Raw genomic sequence first — 15,511 nt, 5'->3', positions numbered from 1 at the left:
ACTTCCTGGTCAACCCAAGGGAAAAGTATTGACAGTTGATCATGGCGGATGTCAGTTTTGCGGTGGATTCCGAATGGAAACTCTGAGGAGCAGGCTCACCAGTGCGTTCACTCATTGTGGGACTCGGCCGGGCAGGCGCGGGTCTGCATCTGCCGGTATTGGCCAAACTCCGTACCCGGACCCCGATGCTCTTCGACGACGCTCCCGTCACCGCGTGCGAACCGCGGCCGAACGTCGCCGCGCGGGCGGGTCTCGAGGTCGTTCCGACCATCGAGGCCGCGGCCACCGGGCTCGACCCCGCTTGCACTGTCGCGCACGTCTGCACCCCGCCGACCGAACGCCTCGCCGTGCTCTCCGAACTGGCCACGCTGGGCTTCCGCAAGGTGATCGTGGAGAAGCCGCTCGCCGCGGACATCGACGACCTCGCCCGGATCATCCGCCTGCGCCGCAAGTACAAACTGCACGTCGAGGTCGTCGAACCCTGGCTCGCCAGCACGCTCACCGCGCGGTTGGTCGAGCTGATCCGCAGCGGCCGCTTCGGCGCCCCCAAATCCATCGACATCGTGCAGAACAAACCGCGGTTCCGCCGGTCGCTCGTGACGCCGGGACACCCGACCGCCTTCGACGTCGAACTGCCGCACGGGGTCGCGCTCGCGCTGCGGCTCGCGGGCGCCGCACGGGTCACCCACGCGTCCGGGACCGATCTCGAGGTCGAGGGGAACGTCGGCCCCCGGATGGGCGGCGCCAGCGTCGGTCTCCGGCACAATTCGGGAATCCACACGGAGATCCGATCGGATCTGACCTCGCCGGTGCGGGAGCGGCGGGTCACCGTCGACTTCGAAACGGGTACCGCGGTCGGGCATTTCGCGGTGAGCGGCGACGACCACCATTCGCAGCTGACCCTGCGGTCGACCGGCCGGTCCGAGCACGTCGTGCTCCGCGACGACGCCATGACCGAGTGGATGTTCCAGGCCTACCGGAAGTTCCAGGTGGCCGGGGAGCAGACGCAGGGCTTCACCTTCGCCACCGAGGTGGTGCAGCTGCTGTCGGTGGCCAAGAACATCTGCGCGGAACCGGTCTCCCGTCCCGAACCCGACGCGGTGGCGGCCCATGCCGACTGACCCGGTCTTCGCCGGCATCACCGACGAGGCGGCCGACGACCTCGGCGGCCAGATCGCGGCGCTCGACGCACTGGGATGGCGGATGATCGAGCTGCGCACCGTCGATCGGATCCCCGTCGCCGACCTCACCGACGAGCGGTTCGACAAGATCGCCACGACGCTGGCGGACGAGGCGATCGGCGTGGTCTGCCTGGCGTCCCGGATCGGCGGCTGGGGCAGGCCGATCACCACCGACTTCCGGCGCGACCTCGCGGAACTGGACGTCCTCGCCCGGCGAGCGCGGTCGATCGGCACGCGCTATCTCCGGATCATGTCGTATCCCGGCGACGGCCTGCGCGAGGAAGACTGGCGCCGCCGGGCCATCGCGAGGATCACCGTGCTCGCCGAACACGCCGAACGAAACGGCGTGACGCTGCTGCACGAGAACTGCTCGGGCTGGGCGGGCACGAGTGCCGAGCGGATGCTCGAACTGCTGGCCGAGGTCGCGAGCCCGGCGCTGAAGCTGCTGTTCGACACCGGGAACGGCGTGCCCTACGGTTACGACGGATTCGACCTGCTCGCCGACATCGCCGGCCACGTCGAGCACGTGCACGTCAAGGACGCGGACGAGCACGGCTTCACCCTCCCGGGTGAGGGTGAAGCACGCGTCGCGGACTGCGTGAAGTTGTTGCAGGCCAACGGATACCGCGGCGCCTGGTCGCTCGAACCCCATCTCGCGATCAAACCCCATGAACCGGGTGTGCTCGCGCACGACGCGGCGGCCACGTTCGTCACCGCCGGCCGGGCGATGGCCGGGCTGTTCCGGTGATCCGCGAGGACCGGGATCTGCTGTTACGGCTGCTCGACCTGCCGACGGCGGGCCCGCTCGAAACGACCGGCGAGGTCCGCCTCTGGGAGGCGATGCGGGCTTACGCCGACGCGGCGGCCGGGATCGGTTTCGAGACGCTGTACCTCGGCAGCCCGGAACCCTCGGTGCTGAACCGGCCCGGTGTCCCGGTCGCGGTCCGCGAAGCCGGGCCGGACTTCCTCGCCTGCCAGCCGAGCCTGGTGCTCCGGCTCGGCCCGGCCAGTCCCGCCGTGATGTTCAACGTCCACCTCGACACCGTGGCGCCGTTCGAACCGGCGGGATTCGACGGGGTCCGGTTCATCGGCCGGGGCGCGATCGACGCCAAGGGGCCCGCGGTGGCGCTGCTGGCCGGGGTCCGGGCCGCGGTCGCGGCGGATCCGGCGGTCGGCAGGGACGCCGGCGTGCTCATCCAGGCGGTCTCCGGCGAGGAAGGCGGCGCGATGGGCACGTTCGGCACGCGGCCGCTCGTCGAGGCGGGCTTCCACGGCGAGCTCAACATCTTCTGCGAGCCGACCGGCCTGCGCTACCTCCCCCGCTGCTCGGCGTCGATGACCGCGTGCGTGCGAGTGCGCGGGGACGACGCGATCGACGACGAGCCGCATCGGGGCCACAACGCCACCGTCCTGCTCGGTTTCCTCGCCCAGCACCTCGCGCTCGACCTGGCGGACCATGGCCGGGTCTGCGTGGCGGGGCTGCACACCGGCCACCTGCACAACCGGGTGTACGGCAGCGGGGAACTTCTGCTCAACATTCCGTACGACAGCCGGGAAGCGGCGGCGAAGATGACCTCGGCGCTGGAGGACGGCGTGCGGTCGGGTATCGCCGCGTTCGTCGCCCGGTTCAGCGAGATCCCCGCCTTCGCCCGTACCGCGGCCGACGCCGCGGCGATCACCGACGTCCGATGGCTCAAACGCGACCTGCCCGCCCTGACGGCGCGGGACATCCCGCTGCTGGACGGGTTGGTTCCCCGCTGGCCCGACGACGAGCCCGGCTTCACCTGCGACGCCCTGTGGCTCGCCGACGTCCCCGGCACCCGGACGGCCGTCCTCGGTCCCGGTTCGCTGGGCGGCAACAACGCGCACTCCGCCGGGGAGTACGCCGACGTCGAAGAGCTCGACAGGTTCAGCGACCTCGTCCGCGAGATCGTCGTGCGGTTCAGCCGGAACGGAGGAGCATGACCGTGCTGATGCCCTACCCCGAGCTTCTGTCCCTGGTCACCGGGATCTTCGTGGACCGCGGCGTCCCGCGGGACCGGGCGGCGATCGCCGCCGCCGCGTTGTGCCACGGCGACCTGACCGGGGTGACCTCGCACGGACTGGTCAACCTCACCCGGCTGTACCTGCCACTGCTCGACGAAGGCCGCGCGGATCCGGCTGCCGACATGGTGATCCAGACCGATCTCGGCGCGTGCGTCCTCGCCGACGCCCGCCGCACGCTGGGGTTGTGGTCGGCGTCGCAGGCCATGGAGCTGGCGTGCGCCCGGGCTTCGCGGCACGGGATCGGGATGGTGTCGCTGCGGGGCGCCACGCATATCGGCTGTGCGGGCCACCACGCCGCGCGCGCCGCCGCCCACGGCATGATCGGCCTCGTCGCGTCGAACTGCGGCGGGCAGCGTATCGCCCCGCCCCCGGGTGGCGCGGCGCCGATGCTCGGCACGAACCCGCTCGCGCTGGCCTGCCCCGCCGGTGACGCACATCCGTTCGTCCTCGACATGAGCACCACCGTCGTGCCGACCGGGCGGGTGCGGGCCGCGGCGAGGGAAGGCCGGGCGATCCCGCCGGGGTGGCTCTCCACCGATGACGGTGCCCCGGTGACCGACGCCGCGGCGTTCGACCGCGGCGACGCCCACCTGCTGTGGCTGGGCGGCGGCCCCGAAACGGGCGCCTACAAGGGATTCGGGCTTGGCCTGCTCGTCGAGGTGCTCGGCGCGCTGGTACCCGGCGCCATGCTCGGCGCGCTGTCCTCCGACGGGAACCGCGACGACGACATCGGCGTACTGACGCTGGCGATCGCACCGGAACTCCTGCGTGGCGGATTCGCCGCCGACGCGACCGCGCTCTTCGCCGCCGTGCGCGGCTGGCCCGCCCGCGACCCCGCCGCCCCGGTCGTCTATCCGGGCTGGCACGAGGGTGAACGCGCGGCCCGGTTCCGCGCGCACGGGGTGCCGGTGCCCGACGAGGTCTGCGAAGTACTGCACGCGGTGCGGGAAAGGGCGGCCGGATGATCCGGGTCGGTGTCGTGGGGCTCGGTGTCATCTCACGCTTCTACCTCGCCGCGGTGCAACGGTCCCGGGCCTTCGAGCTCGCCGCGGTCTGCGACCTCGATCCGGCGGCGCTCGCCGGGATCGGCGTGCCCGGCCACCGGGATCACCGGGAGATGCTCGCCGCCGGAGGGCTCGACGCGGTGATCGTGACCGCGCCCAACGACGTCCACGCGGCCGTGTGCCGGGACGCGCTGGACGCCGGCCTGCCGGTGTGCGTCGAGAAGCCGCTCGCCACCGGGCTCGCCGACGGCGAGGATCTCGTGGCGAGAGCGGCGAGGCGGGATGTCGCCCTGTTCACCGCGTTCCATCGTAGGTACAACGGCAATGTGCGGGCGCTGCACGAGGCCCTTGCGGGCCGGGCGCCGATCGCCTCACTGAGGGTGCGTTACCTGGAGCGGATCGAAGAGCACGTCGGCGGTGATCGCTGGTACCTCGACACCGAGCGCTGCGGTGGCGGCTGCGTGGCGGACAACGGACCGAACGCGCTCGATCTCGTCCAGCTGTTCCTCGGCTCGGTGGCGCTGCGGAGCGTGCGGATCACGCGGGACTCCAACGGCGTCGACAGGCAGGCGACGCTCGTGCTCGACAACGCGGTCGTGGAACTCGACTGGTCGTTTCCCGGAGAGGTCAAGGACATCGAAGCGACCCTGACCGACGGCACCGTCCTGCGCGCCGACATGCTCGCCGGCTTCCCGGCGTTCAAGGAATCCCTTTGGCACGAGTACGACGGGCTGCTGCGGGAATTCGAGGAAGCCGTGCGCAAGGGCGGGGCCTGGCGCGACAGCGGTCTCACCACTCTGTCCATAGTGGACGAGTGCTACCGGAAGGAACGCGATGCGCGAGGACGGGCCGAAGCGGGAGATCACCGGCACGATGGTGAAGGTGCTCGTACATCACCGTGACAACCGGGGAATGAGCCTCGAACCCTTCGCGAGCCGATGCGTTCGCGCCGGTGAGGTCCACGAACTCGTCACGACCGGCCACGAGGACACGGTGCCCGGAGCGCCGATCGACCGGGTCGGTTTCCTCGGCTTCGCCGAAATAGACCGGGCGGGGGTGATCGACCGCGGCGACGAGCTGTGGATCGGCGGCGAACTCGTCGGCACCGTGCTCGGCTTCGACGGCTGCCATTTTCCCAATCACTACAACATTCTCATCCACACCGCGCGGCCCGTCACCGGCGAACAGCTCGGCTTGAAGCCGGAACTGGAAGTGCGGTTCCGCGGCCGGTGGTGAGTGTTCCCGGCTCCGGGAACACTCACCACTTCGCCGCTACTTGCCGAGCAGGGGCACGTCCGATTTGCCGAGATGGTAGTCGCGTACCGCGTGCACGAGTTCGTCGACGGTCAGCTTGCCGTTGCCGTTCACGTCGATGGCGCGGAACGCGGACGCCACGGCCGAGGACTCGACCCCGATGGCCGCCAGCCACTTGCCGAACTCCTGCTGGTTGACCTCGCCGTCCCCGTCGGTGTCGCACAGGCCGACGATCGCGGCGATGGTGGGCCGGACCACCCGGTCGAATCCGGAGTCGCCCTCGGAGAAGATCTGCGCCTCGATCACCTCGGTGAACTGTTGCTCGCTCAGCGCACCGTTCGGGCCGGTGCCCGCCTTACCGGCCAGGTACTCGTACATCGCCACGAACGAGTCCTTCACCGCGCGCGCCTGGGGCGACGCCGGGTCTTCGCCGAACGCCTTGATGATCCGGCCTGCTTCGGCCTCGAGATCGGACTTCTCGATCCTGCCGTTACCGTTGACGTCCCACTTCTCGAAACGCTTCTTGAGCCTGTCGTTCTTGACCGCCGTGGTCATTCGTGGACACTCCTTTTCGCGTGAACTAGGAAGAATCTGCGGTACGCGCGTGTCCGGCGGCTCTCGACCCGCCGGGCACGGTCAAAGGCGGACGACCTCCTCTCCGGGCACCTGACCCGTCACGTCGAACAGCAGCCTGGCCGTCGAGGTCAGCCGGCTGAGGTCGTAGGCGCGGTGCGCCACCAGCAGGACGGTGACGTCCGCGGCTCGGAGCACCTCGTCGAGGTCGGCGGCCGGCGGCCCCAATTCGGGGACGGCCGCGGCCACCGGGTCGTGGTAGGCCAGGTCCGCGCCGAGCTCGCGCAACCGGACGGCGATCCGGATGGCGGCGGACTCGCGGGTGTCCGGCACGTCGGCCTTGTACGCGACACCCAGCAGCAGGACTTTCGCTTCACCCAACGGTTTTCCCCGCTCGGCGAGCAGTCGCGTCACCCGGTCGACCACATGCTCGGGCATCCGGTCGTCCACGAGCCGGGCGGCGTGCACGACACCGAGCGGGGTTCCTTCCCGGTCGGCCTTGTCCAGCAGGTATTTCGGGTCGACCGGGATACAGTGCCCGCCGACCCCCGGCCCCGGAACGAAGGGCATGAAGCCGAAGGGTTTGCTCGCGGCGCAGTGCACCACGTCCCACACGTCGACCCCGATCCGGTCGCAGAAGATGGAGATCTCGTTGACCAGGGCGATGTTCACGTAGCGATAGGTGTTCTCCAGCAGCTTGGCCATCTCGGCCTCCCTGGTGCCGCGCGCCACCACGATCGTGTCGACGAAGCGTCCGTAGAACGCCGCGCAGTATTTGGCGCACAACGGGGTGTGCCCGCTGATCACCTTCGGCGTGTTCCGGATGCCGAAGCGGCGGTTGCCCGGGTCGACCCGCTCGGGCGAATAGGCGAGCGCGAAGTCCTCCCCCGCGGTCAGGCCGTGCTTCTCCAGGATCGGGCGAACGATTTCGTCGGTGGTGCCGGGAAAACTCGTCGACTCGAGCACCACCAGCGTTCCCGGCCGCAACTGTTCGGCCACCGTCTCCGCCGCGCCACGCACCGCGGCGAGATCCGGCCCGCCCGACGGGTCGAGCCCGGTCGGCACGCAGAGCACGATGGTTTCGGCAGTGCCGAGGACGCCGGGGTCGGTCGTCACGGTGAAACCGCTCGCCCGCATGGCCCGCAACCGGCTCGTGGTCACGTCGGGCACATGCGAACGCCCCGCCGCCACGGCGGCCGCGACGCTCGGCGAGATGTCGTACCCGACGACCGACAAACCCGCCTCGCAAGCGGCTTCGGCCAGCGGCAACCCGACGTAACCGACTCCGACCACGACAAGATCGACAGACACGGGACCCCCTCAGTCTCGATGTCACACGAAACGATCAGCTGACCGAGAACGACCCGGTGCCCGGTGGGACGTGGGAGCCGTAGCCCGCCGGGACGCGCATCCCGGGCGTCAGGCAGAGCGGATCGCCGTAGACGACCACCTCGGCCGAGGTCAGATTGGCCAGGACATGGGCGGCGATGGGGAGTTTGTAGCAGCCGTCGGGGTTCCGATAGGTGTCCAGGCGCTGGAACTCGGTCGAGAAGACCACCACTTCCCCGGCCGCGGCCTGAGCCGGTGGGCTCGCGACCATCAGCAGGGCGCCGGCGGACACCGCGCTCATCGCGGCGATGACAAGACGGTTCATCGTATGCCTCCTCCACATCCAAGATCATGACTTCAATCCGCACGCTAACAGTCACTCTTGGTGAAATCGGGGTCTCGCCGGAACTTCACGCGCGCAGGTTGCGGTCCGTCCCGGCGGGTCATTCGGATGGCGGCTTCAAGCACTCTTCGCGTGATCTTCGAGAGCGTCCGGTTCACATGAACGAGTGGCGCGGGCAATGAAGTCAGGGATGATCGGCGGTGAATCGAGACGCTGAGTGTCCCGGGCCCTCATCGGCCGGAAAAGCTTGCGCGGCCCGGCGTTCTCACTCTTCGTGCCACGATCGGGCTAAGCCGGGCCTCCGCTCCCGCCAGCGGCTCCGTCCCGCACGGGTCAGCCCTTACAGTGCCGACCATGTCGGAGGAGGAACGCGCGCGGGCGCGACGTGTGCTGGCCTTCGCGCTCGACGTGGCGATGCAGATGTTCCGTCAGGGCATCGAGACCGCCGTCGTCGTCCGCACGATCCGCCGGCTGGCGAACGCGGGCGGTATCGACGATCCGCGGATCTCGGTCGGGGTGCGGACGGTCCATCTGCAGTACTGCCCGAGTGGAGGCGGCGAGCCGGTGGTGCTGCTGGGCAGCGTCGAAGCGAACGACTCCCGCGACATCGGCCGGATGGGCGACCTGGAAGCGCTCGCGGTCCGCGCCGGCACGGGCGCGATCTCCCCCGGCGAAGCCGAACGCGCGATCGGCGAACTCGCCGAGGCGGGCCCGACCTGGCCGTGGTACGTCAGCCTGCTCGGCGGTTGCCTGCTCGCGGCGATGATCTGCCTGCAGGCCAACGGCACCCTGCTCGCCGCGGTGGTCTCGGCAGCGTTGTTCGTGCTCGCCAACCGCGTCGGCTGGGCGCTCGGCACCATCGGCATCGCGGAGTTCTTCCAGGTCGCGGCCAAAGCGAGCACTGTGCTCGTCGCCGCGATCTCCCTGCTGTCCCTCGGCCTGCTCGACGGACACGAGGCCGCGAGCCTCTCGGCGGCCAATCTCGTGCTGCTACTGCCGATCCTGTCGCTGGTGTCCCTGGTCGAAGACGCCGTCGGCGACTTCCATCTGATGGCCGCCGCGCGGATGGTCACGGTCCTGCTGCTCACCGGCGCGATCGTCACCGGAGTCATGGTCGTGGTGTCGGTGGCCAACGACCTCGACATCCTCGGGGAAGCGGGCCGGGTCCACCTCGCCACGCTGCCACTCGCCCTGGTGCCGGCGACCGCGCTGGTCGGCTCACTGGGCAACGCGATCCTCATGGGCACGCCCGCGCGGTGGTGGCTGCTCGCCTGCGGCGCCGGGGTCGTCACGTCCCTGGTGAACTGGGCGGGGCACTCGATACTCGGCCTGGCCACTCCGCTGTCGATCTTTCTCGCGACCACGGTGCTCGGCGCACTGGCCGGCGCGGCGGCCCGGACCTTGCGAGTACCGACCTCCGTCGTCACCATCCCCGGGCTGACCGGCGCCGTACTGCCCGGGCCCGCGCTTTATCTGAGCCTGTCGCAGGTCTTCGCCCGGGTCCCCGGCGCGTGGACCGCCGTGGCCGAAGCGATCGTCTCCACCGCGGCCATCGGCGTCGGCGTCGTACTCGGTCTCCAACTCGCCGCACTGCACCGCGCCGGGCGCCGCGCTCTCGGCGCACGCTGATTTCCGAAGTGTCTTCCGCCAAAAGGAGTCCTTCCGATTCGAGTGTCCTTTGTGGTCCGATCGACCCCTGCGTCCGGTATCGGGCGCGCGTTACCGTCGAGCCGAGGCGACAGCCGAACCGAAGGGAACGCAATGCCCCGTTTTTCGCGCATTCTCGCGCCAGTCGCGGCGACAGCACTGGTCTTCTTGTCACAGATGCTCGCCACGCCCCAGGTCGCCGCGGCCGATTACACGAGCATCGACGTCGGACCGGTCAGCATGGCCACCTCGATGGAGTGCATGGGAGAGCGACGGTCCGTGGGTGACGCCTGGGTCACCCTCAACGGGGACCGCATCACCGTGCGAGACCACTGCGCCGACGGGAATCCGGTCATGGCCAGGGTGCAGATGACGGTCAACGGGACCGCCCGTTATTGGACGTGCTACAACACCACCGGCGGCGGAACCACGAAGGTGTGCGACAACGATTGGCCCGAAGGATTCGTCGGGTTCAAGACGGTGATCTTCTTCGCGTGGGACGGTATCCGCGAATACCGGATGGGCACCCTGAGGCACTGGCGGGACGGATAAGCCACCGATAGTTCCGCCGACCGCCGAGACAAGGTCTTCGTGACGCACGCCGATCGTCCGCAAAGACCGCAAGGCGGTTTGGACGCTGTGCGCGAGTGGCGTTTCGGGTTCTAACCAAGGGTGTCTTGGATACCTACTGCCTCCCGGCCGCGGGGGTGTGTCGCGAAAGCCACTTTCGGGACATCAGACGTCTCGAAAGTGGCTTTCGCGACATGCCTGCCAGGACGGTGCCGAGACCGGCCGCGACCGACGTTGCGAAAGCCACTTTCGCAACGTTGAAGGTTGCGAAAGTGGCTTTCGCAACCCCTGCTCAGCACCCAACAGGACGACACGCGAAGAACGCCACCCGTGTACCGCGAAGACACCCGTGGCCCCACTCACGACCCGCGCTTGACCAGGGCCGACCGGCTCGAGAACACGCCATGTTCGACGTTCGACTCGATAGAACGATCATCGCCACTCACCGCCTCCCGCGCGAGCACTCGAACCGGACGGATCGAGGGCATGATTCGTCCCTTGTGGACACTGTGCCCCAGTTCGGCACCCTAATAGTCCACATAGGACAGCAAGCCTTGTCGACGGCCGCGGCGCGAAGGCGTGTCGCGAAAGCCACTTTCGGGACGTCAAGCGTCGCGAAAGTGGCTTTCGCGACATGCCCCGGTCGAGGCCGCCATCGGGCACCGATGGACCCGCGCCGCCATCGAGCGGCAGTTTTCCCTTTATGACTTCCCTGGTCGTCCCGCGGCTCCGTAGCGTCGCTCACTGGTTGATCCGCCGCGTTCACGGAGAAAGGGAAAGTCGTTGAGAAGATTGATGGCCGTACTGTTCGGCGTGGCACTGACGTTGAGCGGCACTCTCCTGGTCACCCCGGCGGCGCAGGCCGCGACGGCACGGAACGGTGTCTGCGAAGACGGTGAGTTCTGCTTGTACTACAACAGCAATCAGCAGGGATCGGTCAGCGATTTCGACGCGTCGGTCGCCAACTACGGCACGGGTTCCGACTGCTATCACTTCCTCGGCGCGGGCGCGGGAAGGGGCCTGTGCGTGAAGGACAAGGCGGCCTCGGTGTGGAACCGGCGGGACGCGGTCGTCACCGTGTTCTCCAAGAACGGTTGGACCGGGCCGATCGATTCGTTCCCGCACGGCGCCAAAGGCAACTTGAGCTCGGCGTACAACGAGAACGTCGGGCACCTGCTCGGCCTCGTGGGGAACGACTGGCTGGAAACCGGGCTGTACCACAGTGATTCCGGACGCATCACCTCCTATTTCGACGGCTACGTGAGCACCTCGGGCAGGCACGAGGGGATCGACTTCGCGCGCGGCTTCGGCGTTCCCGTGTACTCGATGACGCAGGGCTACGTGATCAGGAAGACCGAGGGCAGCAACGGCAGCGGTGGCCTGTCCACGCTGGCGATCTACAATCGTGATCAGGATTTCACCATCATCTACCTGCACCTCAACCCGTCGAACGGGCTCGCGGTCGGTGAGTTCGTGAACCGCGGCCAGCAGATCGGCACCGAGGAGTACCGCGGCGCCACCGCCACGCACACACATGTCGAGTACCGGCCGGGCAGGCACGAGAGCGCCTCGGACAGCACCGGCGATCCGGTGCTCGACAACCCGAGCCCGTCGATGTTCTGGCGGAACCACGGCTACAACATCTGCTGCGGATAGCGCCGCCGGGCCCGCTCCGCTCACCTGAGCCGAGCGGGCGCCCTCCGGCCACGCACGTCGAACCGGCACTTTTTCGGTGAAACTTCCGGTTGTCCCTCCCCTGTCACTTTCCGACCATATGCGCATCGGTGACGTGAGTCGCTGAGCGAAGCGGAGGACGCCAGTGACCCGAGGTGTTCACATCGGCCTGCCCGGCAGGCAGGCGATCGTGCTGGACGTATTGTTGCTCAACGCGAACCGGGTGGTCGGCATCGACCGGTTGGTCGACGCGGTCTGGGCCACCGAACCGCCCGCCACCGCGCGCACCCAGGTGCGGCTCTGCGTGTCGGCGCTGCGGGCGAACCTGGACGGGATCGGCCTGCCGTCGTCCATCGTCACCAGACCTCCCGGATACCTCATGCGGGTGGCCGATGCCGCCCCGGCACTGGCGTCCATCACCCCGGCGGATGATCGTCCGGTCCATTTCGGCGAGTTGCTGCGGCGCCACCGGCAGAGCCTCGGCGCGACCCAGCGGCTTCTCGCCGCACGCTCCACCGTCAGCGTCCGGGCGATCAGGGACCTCGAACACGGCCGGGTCAGCAGGCCCCGCCGCGACACGGTCCGGCTCATCGCGGCCGGGCTCGGCCTGTCCGGCCAGGCGCGCGCCGACTTCGAACGGGCAGCGGCCTCGTCCCGACCGACCACCGGCACGTCAGCGCCGGGAAACCACCGCAAGAGGAGATCCGTATGAAGCATCCGTGGAGAGCGGCGCTGGCCGCCACTCTCGCCGCTCTCGCCGGCTTCGCCATCGGCGCCGTGCCCGCCGGCGCCGACGTGACACCGCAGGCCGACGCTCTGCCGCCGCTCGCGATCGAGGGACCCTGATCGGCTTCTCGAGGAATCGGCGAAGTTCTTCGACCGCCTCGCGGACTGGGCAGGCCTGCTCTCCGCCAGCTGCAGTATCGGCGCGTTGCTCACCGCGGGAGCGCTACCGCTCGCCGCCATCGGCACCGCCGCCAAGATCGTGTCCATCGCCTCCGGATTCCTCGCGGCGGGAGCGAACGGCATGCGTTACGGCTGGGAGAGCAGTGAGTTCCACACCGCCCTCGGGAAGGCGATGGTGAACACCGTATTCACGGGAATCGGGGCGATCAAGATCAACAAGAGGTCGCTGCCGGAGGGTTGGTCCGCAATCCCGCAGACGTTGCTGGAGCGCCATTACCAAAAGATCGGTTCGTGGACGTGGGACAAGTTCGATGACACCTTCGGCTGGCTGCACCGCCTCTTCAACCCCTGATCCCCGATCACCGGACGGGCCGGGTCCTCGCTCGCCGCAGGACCCGGCCCGGCGGGCGTTTTCGACCAATTTCGATCAAAATTCTCGGTGAACCTCTACATTTCGTCGTCGCGCCCGCTCTACCATCCGCAAAATGGACCCCCGGCCGAGGTCGTTGCTGGGTGAGTCGCGGCGGGACGCCGGGCTCACGCAGGAGGAGTTGGCGGAACGCACCGGGCTGACGGTGCGGAGCATCAGCAACATCGAGCGCGGCCGGGTCGCCCGGCCGCGCCGTCATTCGGTGGAGGCACTGGCGCTGGGGCTGGGTCTCCAGGGCGAGCAGGCGAGCCGGTTCGTGCGGCACTACTGCCCGGACGCCGTGTCGCCTGCGAGAACGCCGGTCGTCTCGGTGCCCGCGCAACTGCCCTCCGGCATCACGTCGTTCATCGGGCGGGAGCGGGAGATCGACGCGCTCGACGCCCTCCACGGCGAAGGGGCCGACGAGGGTGTCGTCGTGGCGGTGCTGGAAGGCATGGCCGGGGTCGGCAAGACCTCCTTGGCCGTGCAGTGGGCACAGCGGGTCAAACACGACTTCCCCGACGGGCAGCTGTTCGCGAACCTGCGCGGGTACGGGCCGGGGGCGCCCGCCGACCCGGCCGAGGTGCTGCGGTCGTTCCTGCGGGCGCTCGGCGTGCCGGTGGCGGACGTGCCCGCCGACCTCGACGACCGGGCCGCGTCGCTGCGCAGTGTGCTGGCCGGCCGGTCGGTGCTCATCGTGCTGGACAACGCCCGCTCGGCGGACCAGGTCCGGCCGCTGCTCCCGGGCCACGCGGGCTGCGCGGTGGTGGTGACGAGCCGCGCGGCACTGCACGGGCTGACGATCAGCGCCGACGCGCGCCGGGTGCCGGTGCCGCTGCTGACCGAGCGGGAGTCGTTCTCCCTGCTCGACCGGTTGGCAGGCCACGGGCGGAGGTTCGCCGACCGGACCGCGCTCGCCGACATGGTGTCGGGGTGCGGCGGCCTGCCGCTCGCCCTGCGCATCGTCGGTGAGCGGCTCGCGCACAACCGGAACCTGGCGAACGTGGCCTCCTCCATGCGCCCGACCGGGGACCGGCTCGCCGCGCTGACCACCGAAGAGAAGACCACCTCACTGCCCTCGGTGCTGTCCTGGTCCTACGAGGCGCTGCCCGGCGACGTGGCCTCTGGCCTGCGTCTGCTCGGGCTCCATCCCGGCCCGCACTGGGACACCGCCGCCGCGGCGGCGCTGCTGGGCACGGACCCGGCGGAGACCCGCAGGCTCCTCGACGCGCTCGTCGACAGTCATCTGCTGCTCGCGCACCGCGTGGACGGCCGGTTCGAATTCCACGACCTGGTCCGCGATTACGCGCGCGGCCGCGCCGACGAGGAACCGGCGGAGCGGCGGTCGGCAGCCCTGCGCCGCCTCGGCGAGCATTGTGTGGCCGGAGCGGCCGACGCGGCCAGGGCGATGACGGCGGGCGACCCCAACCGAAGACCCCTGCTCACCCCGGTCGCCGGGAACGTCGTGTTCACCGGCGCCGAGGAGGCGGCGACCTGGCTGGCGGCGGAGCTGCCCACCTTGATCGCCATCGCGGAACAGTCGTCGGCCACCGGCGACACCTATGCCCGGGACCTCTCGACCGTGCTGTGGCAGGCGTTGCGCGTGAACGGTCACTACGGCGCCCTGCGCACCCTGCACCGGCTCGCGCTCACCGAGGCACAGCGGGCGGGCGACGCCATCGGCACCCAGCAGGCGCTCGTCGACCTGGCCGCGATCTGCGCCAGGCTCGGCCATTTCGACGAGGCGGTGACGCATCTGACCCGCTGCCTCGACGTCGACGGCAGCCCGGTCGTCGCCGGCCGCGCGCTGAACACCCTCGGCACCGTGTACGCGCAGCTGGGCCGGTACACCGCCGCGGCGGACCATCTGAGCAGGGCGGTCACGGTCTCCCAGGAGACCGGGGACCGCCTCAACGAGGGACGTTCGCTGTCCAACCTCGGCTTCATCCACGAACGCCGGGGCGATCTGGACGCCGCTCTCGGCTGCTACCGGCAGTGCCTGACCATCGCCCGAAGCATCGACGACCGGCTGAGCGAGGCGATCTCGCTGCACAACCTCGGCGACGTGTACCGCGCGCTCGGCCGGTGGACGGAAGCCCGCGACCACCTCGACCGGTCGCTGGCGGTCAGCAGGGCCGAGGGCCACCGCGAGGCCGAAGGGTACGCGCTGGCCTATCTCGGGCTGGTGCACCTCCGGCAAGGCGACCTGGCCGCGGCCCGCCTGCATCAGGAGGCGGCGCTCGACATCGCGGTGGCGACCGGCATCCGGCCGCTGGAGACCCTCGTGCACAACGGGCTCGCGGACAGCGCGCTGGCGTGCGGGGACCGGTCGTCCGCGATGGCGCACTACACGCGGGCCGCCGACCTCGCCCGGCTCACCAGCGAACCGCACGAGGAGGCCCGCGCGCTGACCGGGATCGCCGCGACCCACGACGACGCCGGTGATCCGGACAAGGCGAGGCCGTTCCGCGAACGCGCGCGGACGCTGTACGACGCGATGGGCACCGCGATGGTCTCGTCGTGACCGGAACTTCGCCCGCCGAATAGTTCCGGTCGGAGTTCCTGGTCCCGGCGT

Annotated in this window: 16 protein-coding genes; 13 read left to right on the top strand and 3 right to left on the bottom strand. The window is 69.6% G+C overall.

Annotated elements, in window-relative coordinates; genetic code table 11:
- Positions 1-101 precede the first annotated feature (101 nt).
- From H4W30_RS02770 to H4W30_RS02745, 6 genes are read left to right on the top strand one after another with little or no spacing between them, the layout of a single operon-like run.
- On the top strand, positions 102-1,121 hold the full coding sequence (locus H4W30_RS02770; protein ID WP_192741332.1) for a Gfo/Idh/MocA family oxidoreductase: 1,020 nt from the start codon (positions 102-104) through the stop codon (positions 1,119-1,121).
- Positions 1,111-1,929, top strand: a complete 819-nt coding sequence (locus H4W30_RS02765) for a sugar phosphate isomerase/epimerase family protein (protein ID WP_192741331.1) — start codon at positions 1,111-1,113, stop codon at positions 1,927-1,929. The genes H4W30_RS02770 and H4W30_RS02765 overlap by 11 nt, the downstream gene beginning before the upstream one ends.
- Complete coding sequence (locus H4W30_RS02760) at positions 1,926-3,146, top strand: M20/M25/M40 family metallo-hydrolase (RefSeq protein WP_192741330.1); 1,221 nt, start codon at positions 1,926-1,928, stop codon at positions 3,144-3,146. Before H4W30_RS02765 ends, H4W30_RS02760 begins: the two co-directional genes overlap by 4 nt.
- A complete protein-coding gene (locus tag H4W30_RS02755; RefSeq protein ID WP_192741329.1) occupies positions 3,143-4,192 on the top strand; it encodes an Ldh family oxidoreductase in 1,050 nt (349 codons plus the stop codon). Before H4W30_RS02760 ends, H4W30_RS02755 begins: the two co-directional genes overlap by 4 nt.
- Positions 4,189-5,133, top strand: a complete 945-nt coding sequence (locus H4W30_RS02750) for a Gfo/Idh/MocA family protein (RefSeq protein WP_192741328.1) — start codon at positions 4,189-4,191, stop codon at positions 5,131-5,133. Before H4W30_RS02755 ends, H4W30_RS02750 begins: the two co-directional genes overlap by 4 nt.
- Entirely contained in the window at positions 5,066-5,467 is a 402-nt protein-coding gene (locus H4W30_RS02745; protein ID WP_192741327.1) for a DUF6917 domain-containing protein, read from the top strand. Before H4W30_RS02750 ends, H4W30_RS02745 begins: the two co-directional genes overlap by 68 nt.
- A gap of 36 nt (positions 5,468-5,503) precedes the next feature.
- On the opposite strand, the gene H4W30_RS02740 is transcribed toward H4W30_RS02745, so the two are convergent.
- The 3 genes from H4W30_RS02740 to H4W30_RS02730 form a co-directional block, all read right to left on the bottom strand.
- Positions 5,504-6,040, bottom strand: a complete 537-nt coding sequence (locus H4W30_RS02740; protein ID WP_192741326.1) for an EF-hand domain-containing protein — start codon at positions 6,038-6,040, stop codon at positions 5,504-5,506.
- Between the two features lie 81 nt (positions 6,041-6,121).
- Positions 6,122-7,369 (bottom strand): nucleotide sugar dehydrogenase, encoded by a 1,248-nt coding sequence (locus tag H4W30_RS02735; protein ID WP_192741325.1) that lies wholly within the window; start codon positions 7,367-7,369, stop codon positions 6,122-6,124.
- 34 nt (positions 7,370-7,403) lie between these two features.
- Positions 7,404-7,712, bottom strand: coding sequence for a hypothetical protein (locus H4W30_RS02730; RefSeq protein ID WP_192741324.1), 309 nt, complete (start codon positions 7,710-7,712; stop codon positions 7,404-7,406).
- Between the two features lie 372 nt (positions 7,713-8,084).
- Here H4W30_RS02730 and H4W30_RS02725 point away from each other — a divergent pair, with 372 nt between their 5' ends.
- From H4W30_RS02725 to H4W30_RS02690, 7 genes are all read left to right on the top strand, one after another.
- The gene (locus tag H4W30_RS02725; protein ID WP_192741323.1) at positions 8,085-9,359 is read left to right on the top strand and encodes a threonine/serine exporter family protein; all 1,275 of its coding nucleotides are present in this window, start codon (positions 8,085-8,087) and stop codon (positions 9,357-9,359) included.
- A gap of 195 nt (positions 9,360-9,554) precedes the next feature.
- Positions 9,555-9,929 carry a hypothetical protein gene (locus H4W30_RS02720; protein WP_192741322.1) on the top strand — a complete coding sequence of 125 codons (375 nt, stop codon included), beginning with the start codon at positions 9,555-9,557 and terminating at the stop codon, positions 9,927-9,929.
- 813 nt (positions 9,930-10,742) lie between these two features.
- Positions 10,743-11,603: a peptidase inhibitor family I36 protein gene (locus H4W30_RS02715; protein ID WP_192741321.1), complete on the top strand. Its 861-nt coding sequence runs from the start codon at positions 10,743-10,745 to the stop codon at positions 11,601-11,603.
- 163 nt (positions 11,604-11,766) lie between these two features.
- Positions 11,767-12,333, top strand: coding sequence for a helix-turn-helix domain-containing protein (locus H4W30_RS43535; protein WP_318780513.1), 567 nt, complete (start codon positions 11,767-11,769; stop codon positions 12,331-12,333).
- A complete protein-coding gene (locus tag H4W30_RS02700) occupies positions 12,330-12,467 on the top strand; it encodes a hypothetical protein (RefSeq protein WP_192741320.1) in 138 nt (45 codons plus the stop codon). The genes H4W30_RS43535 and H4W30_RS02700 overlap by 4 nt, the downstream gene beginning before the upstream one ends.
- Before the next feature lie 85 nt (positions 12,468-12,552).
- Positions 12,553-12,879, top strand: a complete 327-nt coding sequence (locus H4W30_RS02695; protein ID WP_192741319.1) for a hypothetical protein — start codon at positions 12,553-12,555, stop codon at positions 12,877-12,879.
- Between the two features lie 133 nt (positions 12,880-13,012).
- A complete protein-coding gene (locus tag H4W30_RS02690) occupies positions 13,013-15,460 on the top strand; it encodes an ATP-binding protein (protein WP_192741318.1) in 2,448 nt (815 codons plus the stop codon).
- The last annotated feature ends 51 nt before the right edge of the window (positions 15,461-15,511 follow it).

Origin of the sequence: Amycolatopsis roodepoortensis, assembly GCF_014873915.1 — a bacterium.
GTDB classification, from domain to species: domain Bacteria; phylum Actinomycetota; class Actinomycetes; order Mycobacteriales; family Pseudonocardiaceae; genus Amycolatopsis; species Amycolatopsis roodepoortensis.
This window is presented reverse-complemented; position numbering and strand designations above follow the sequence as displayed.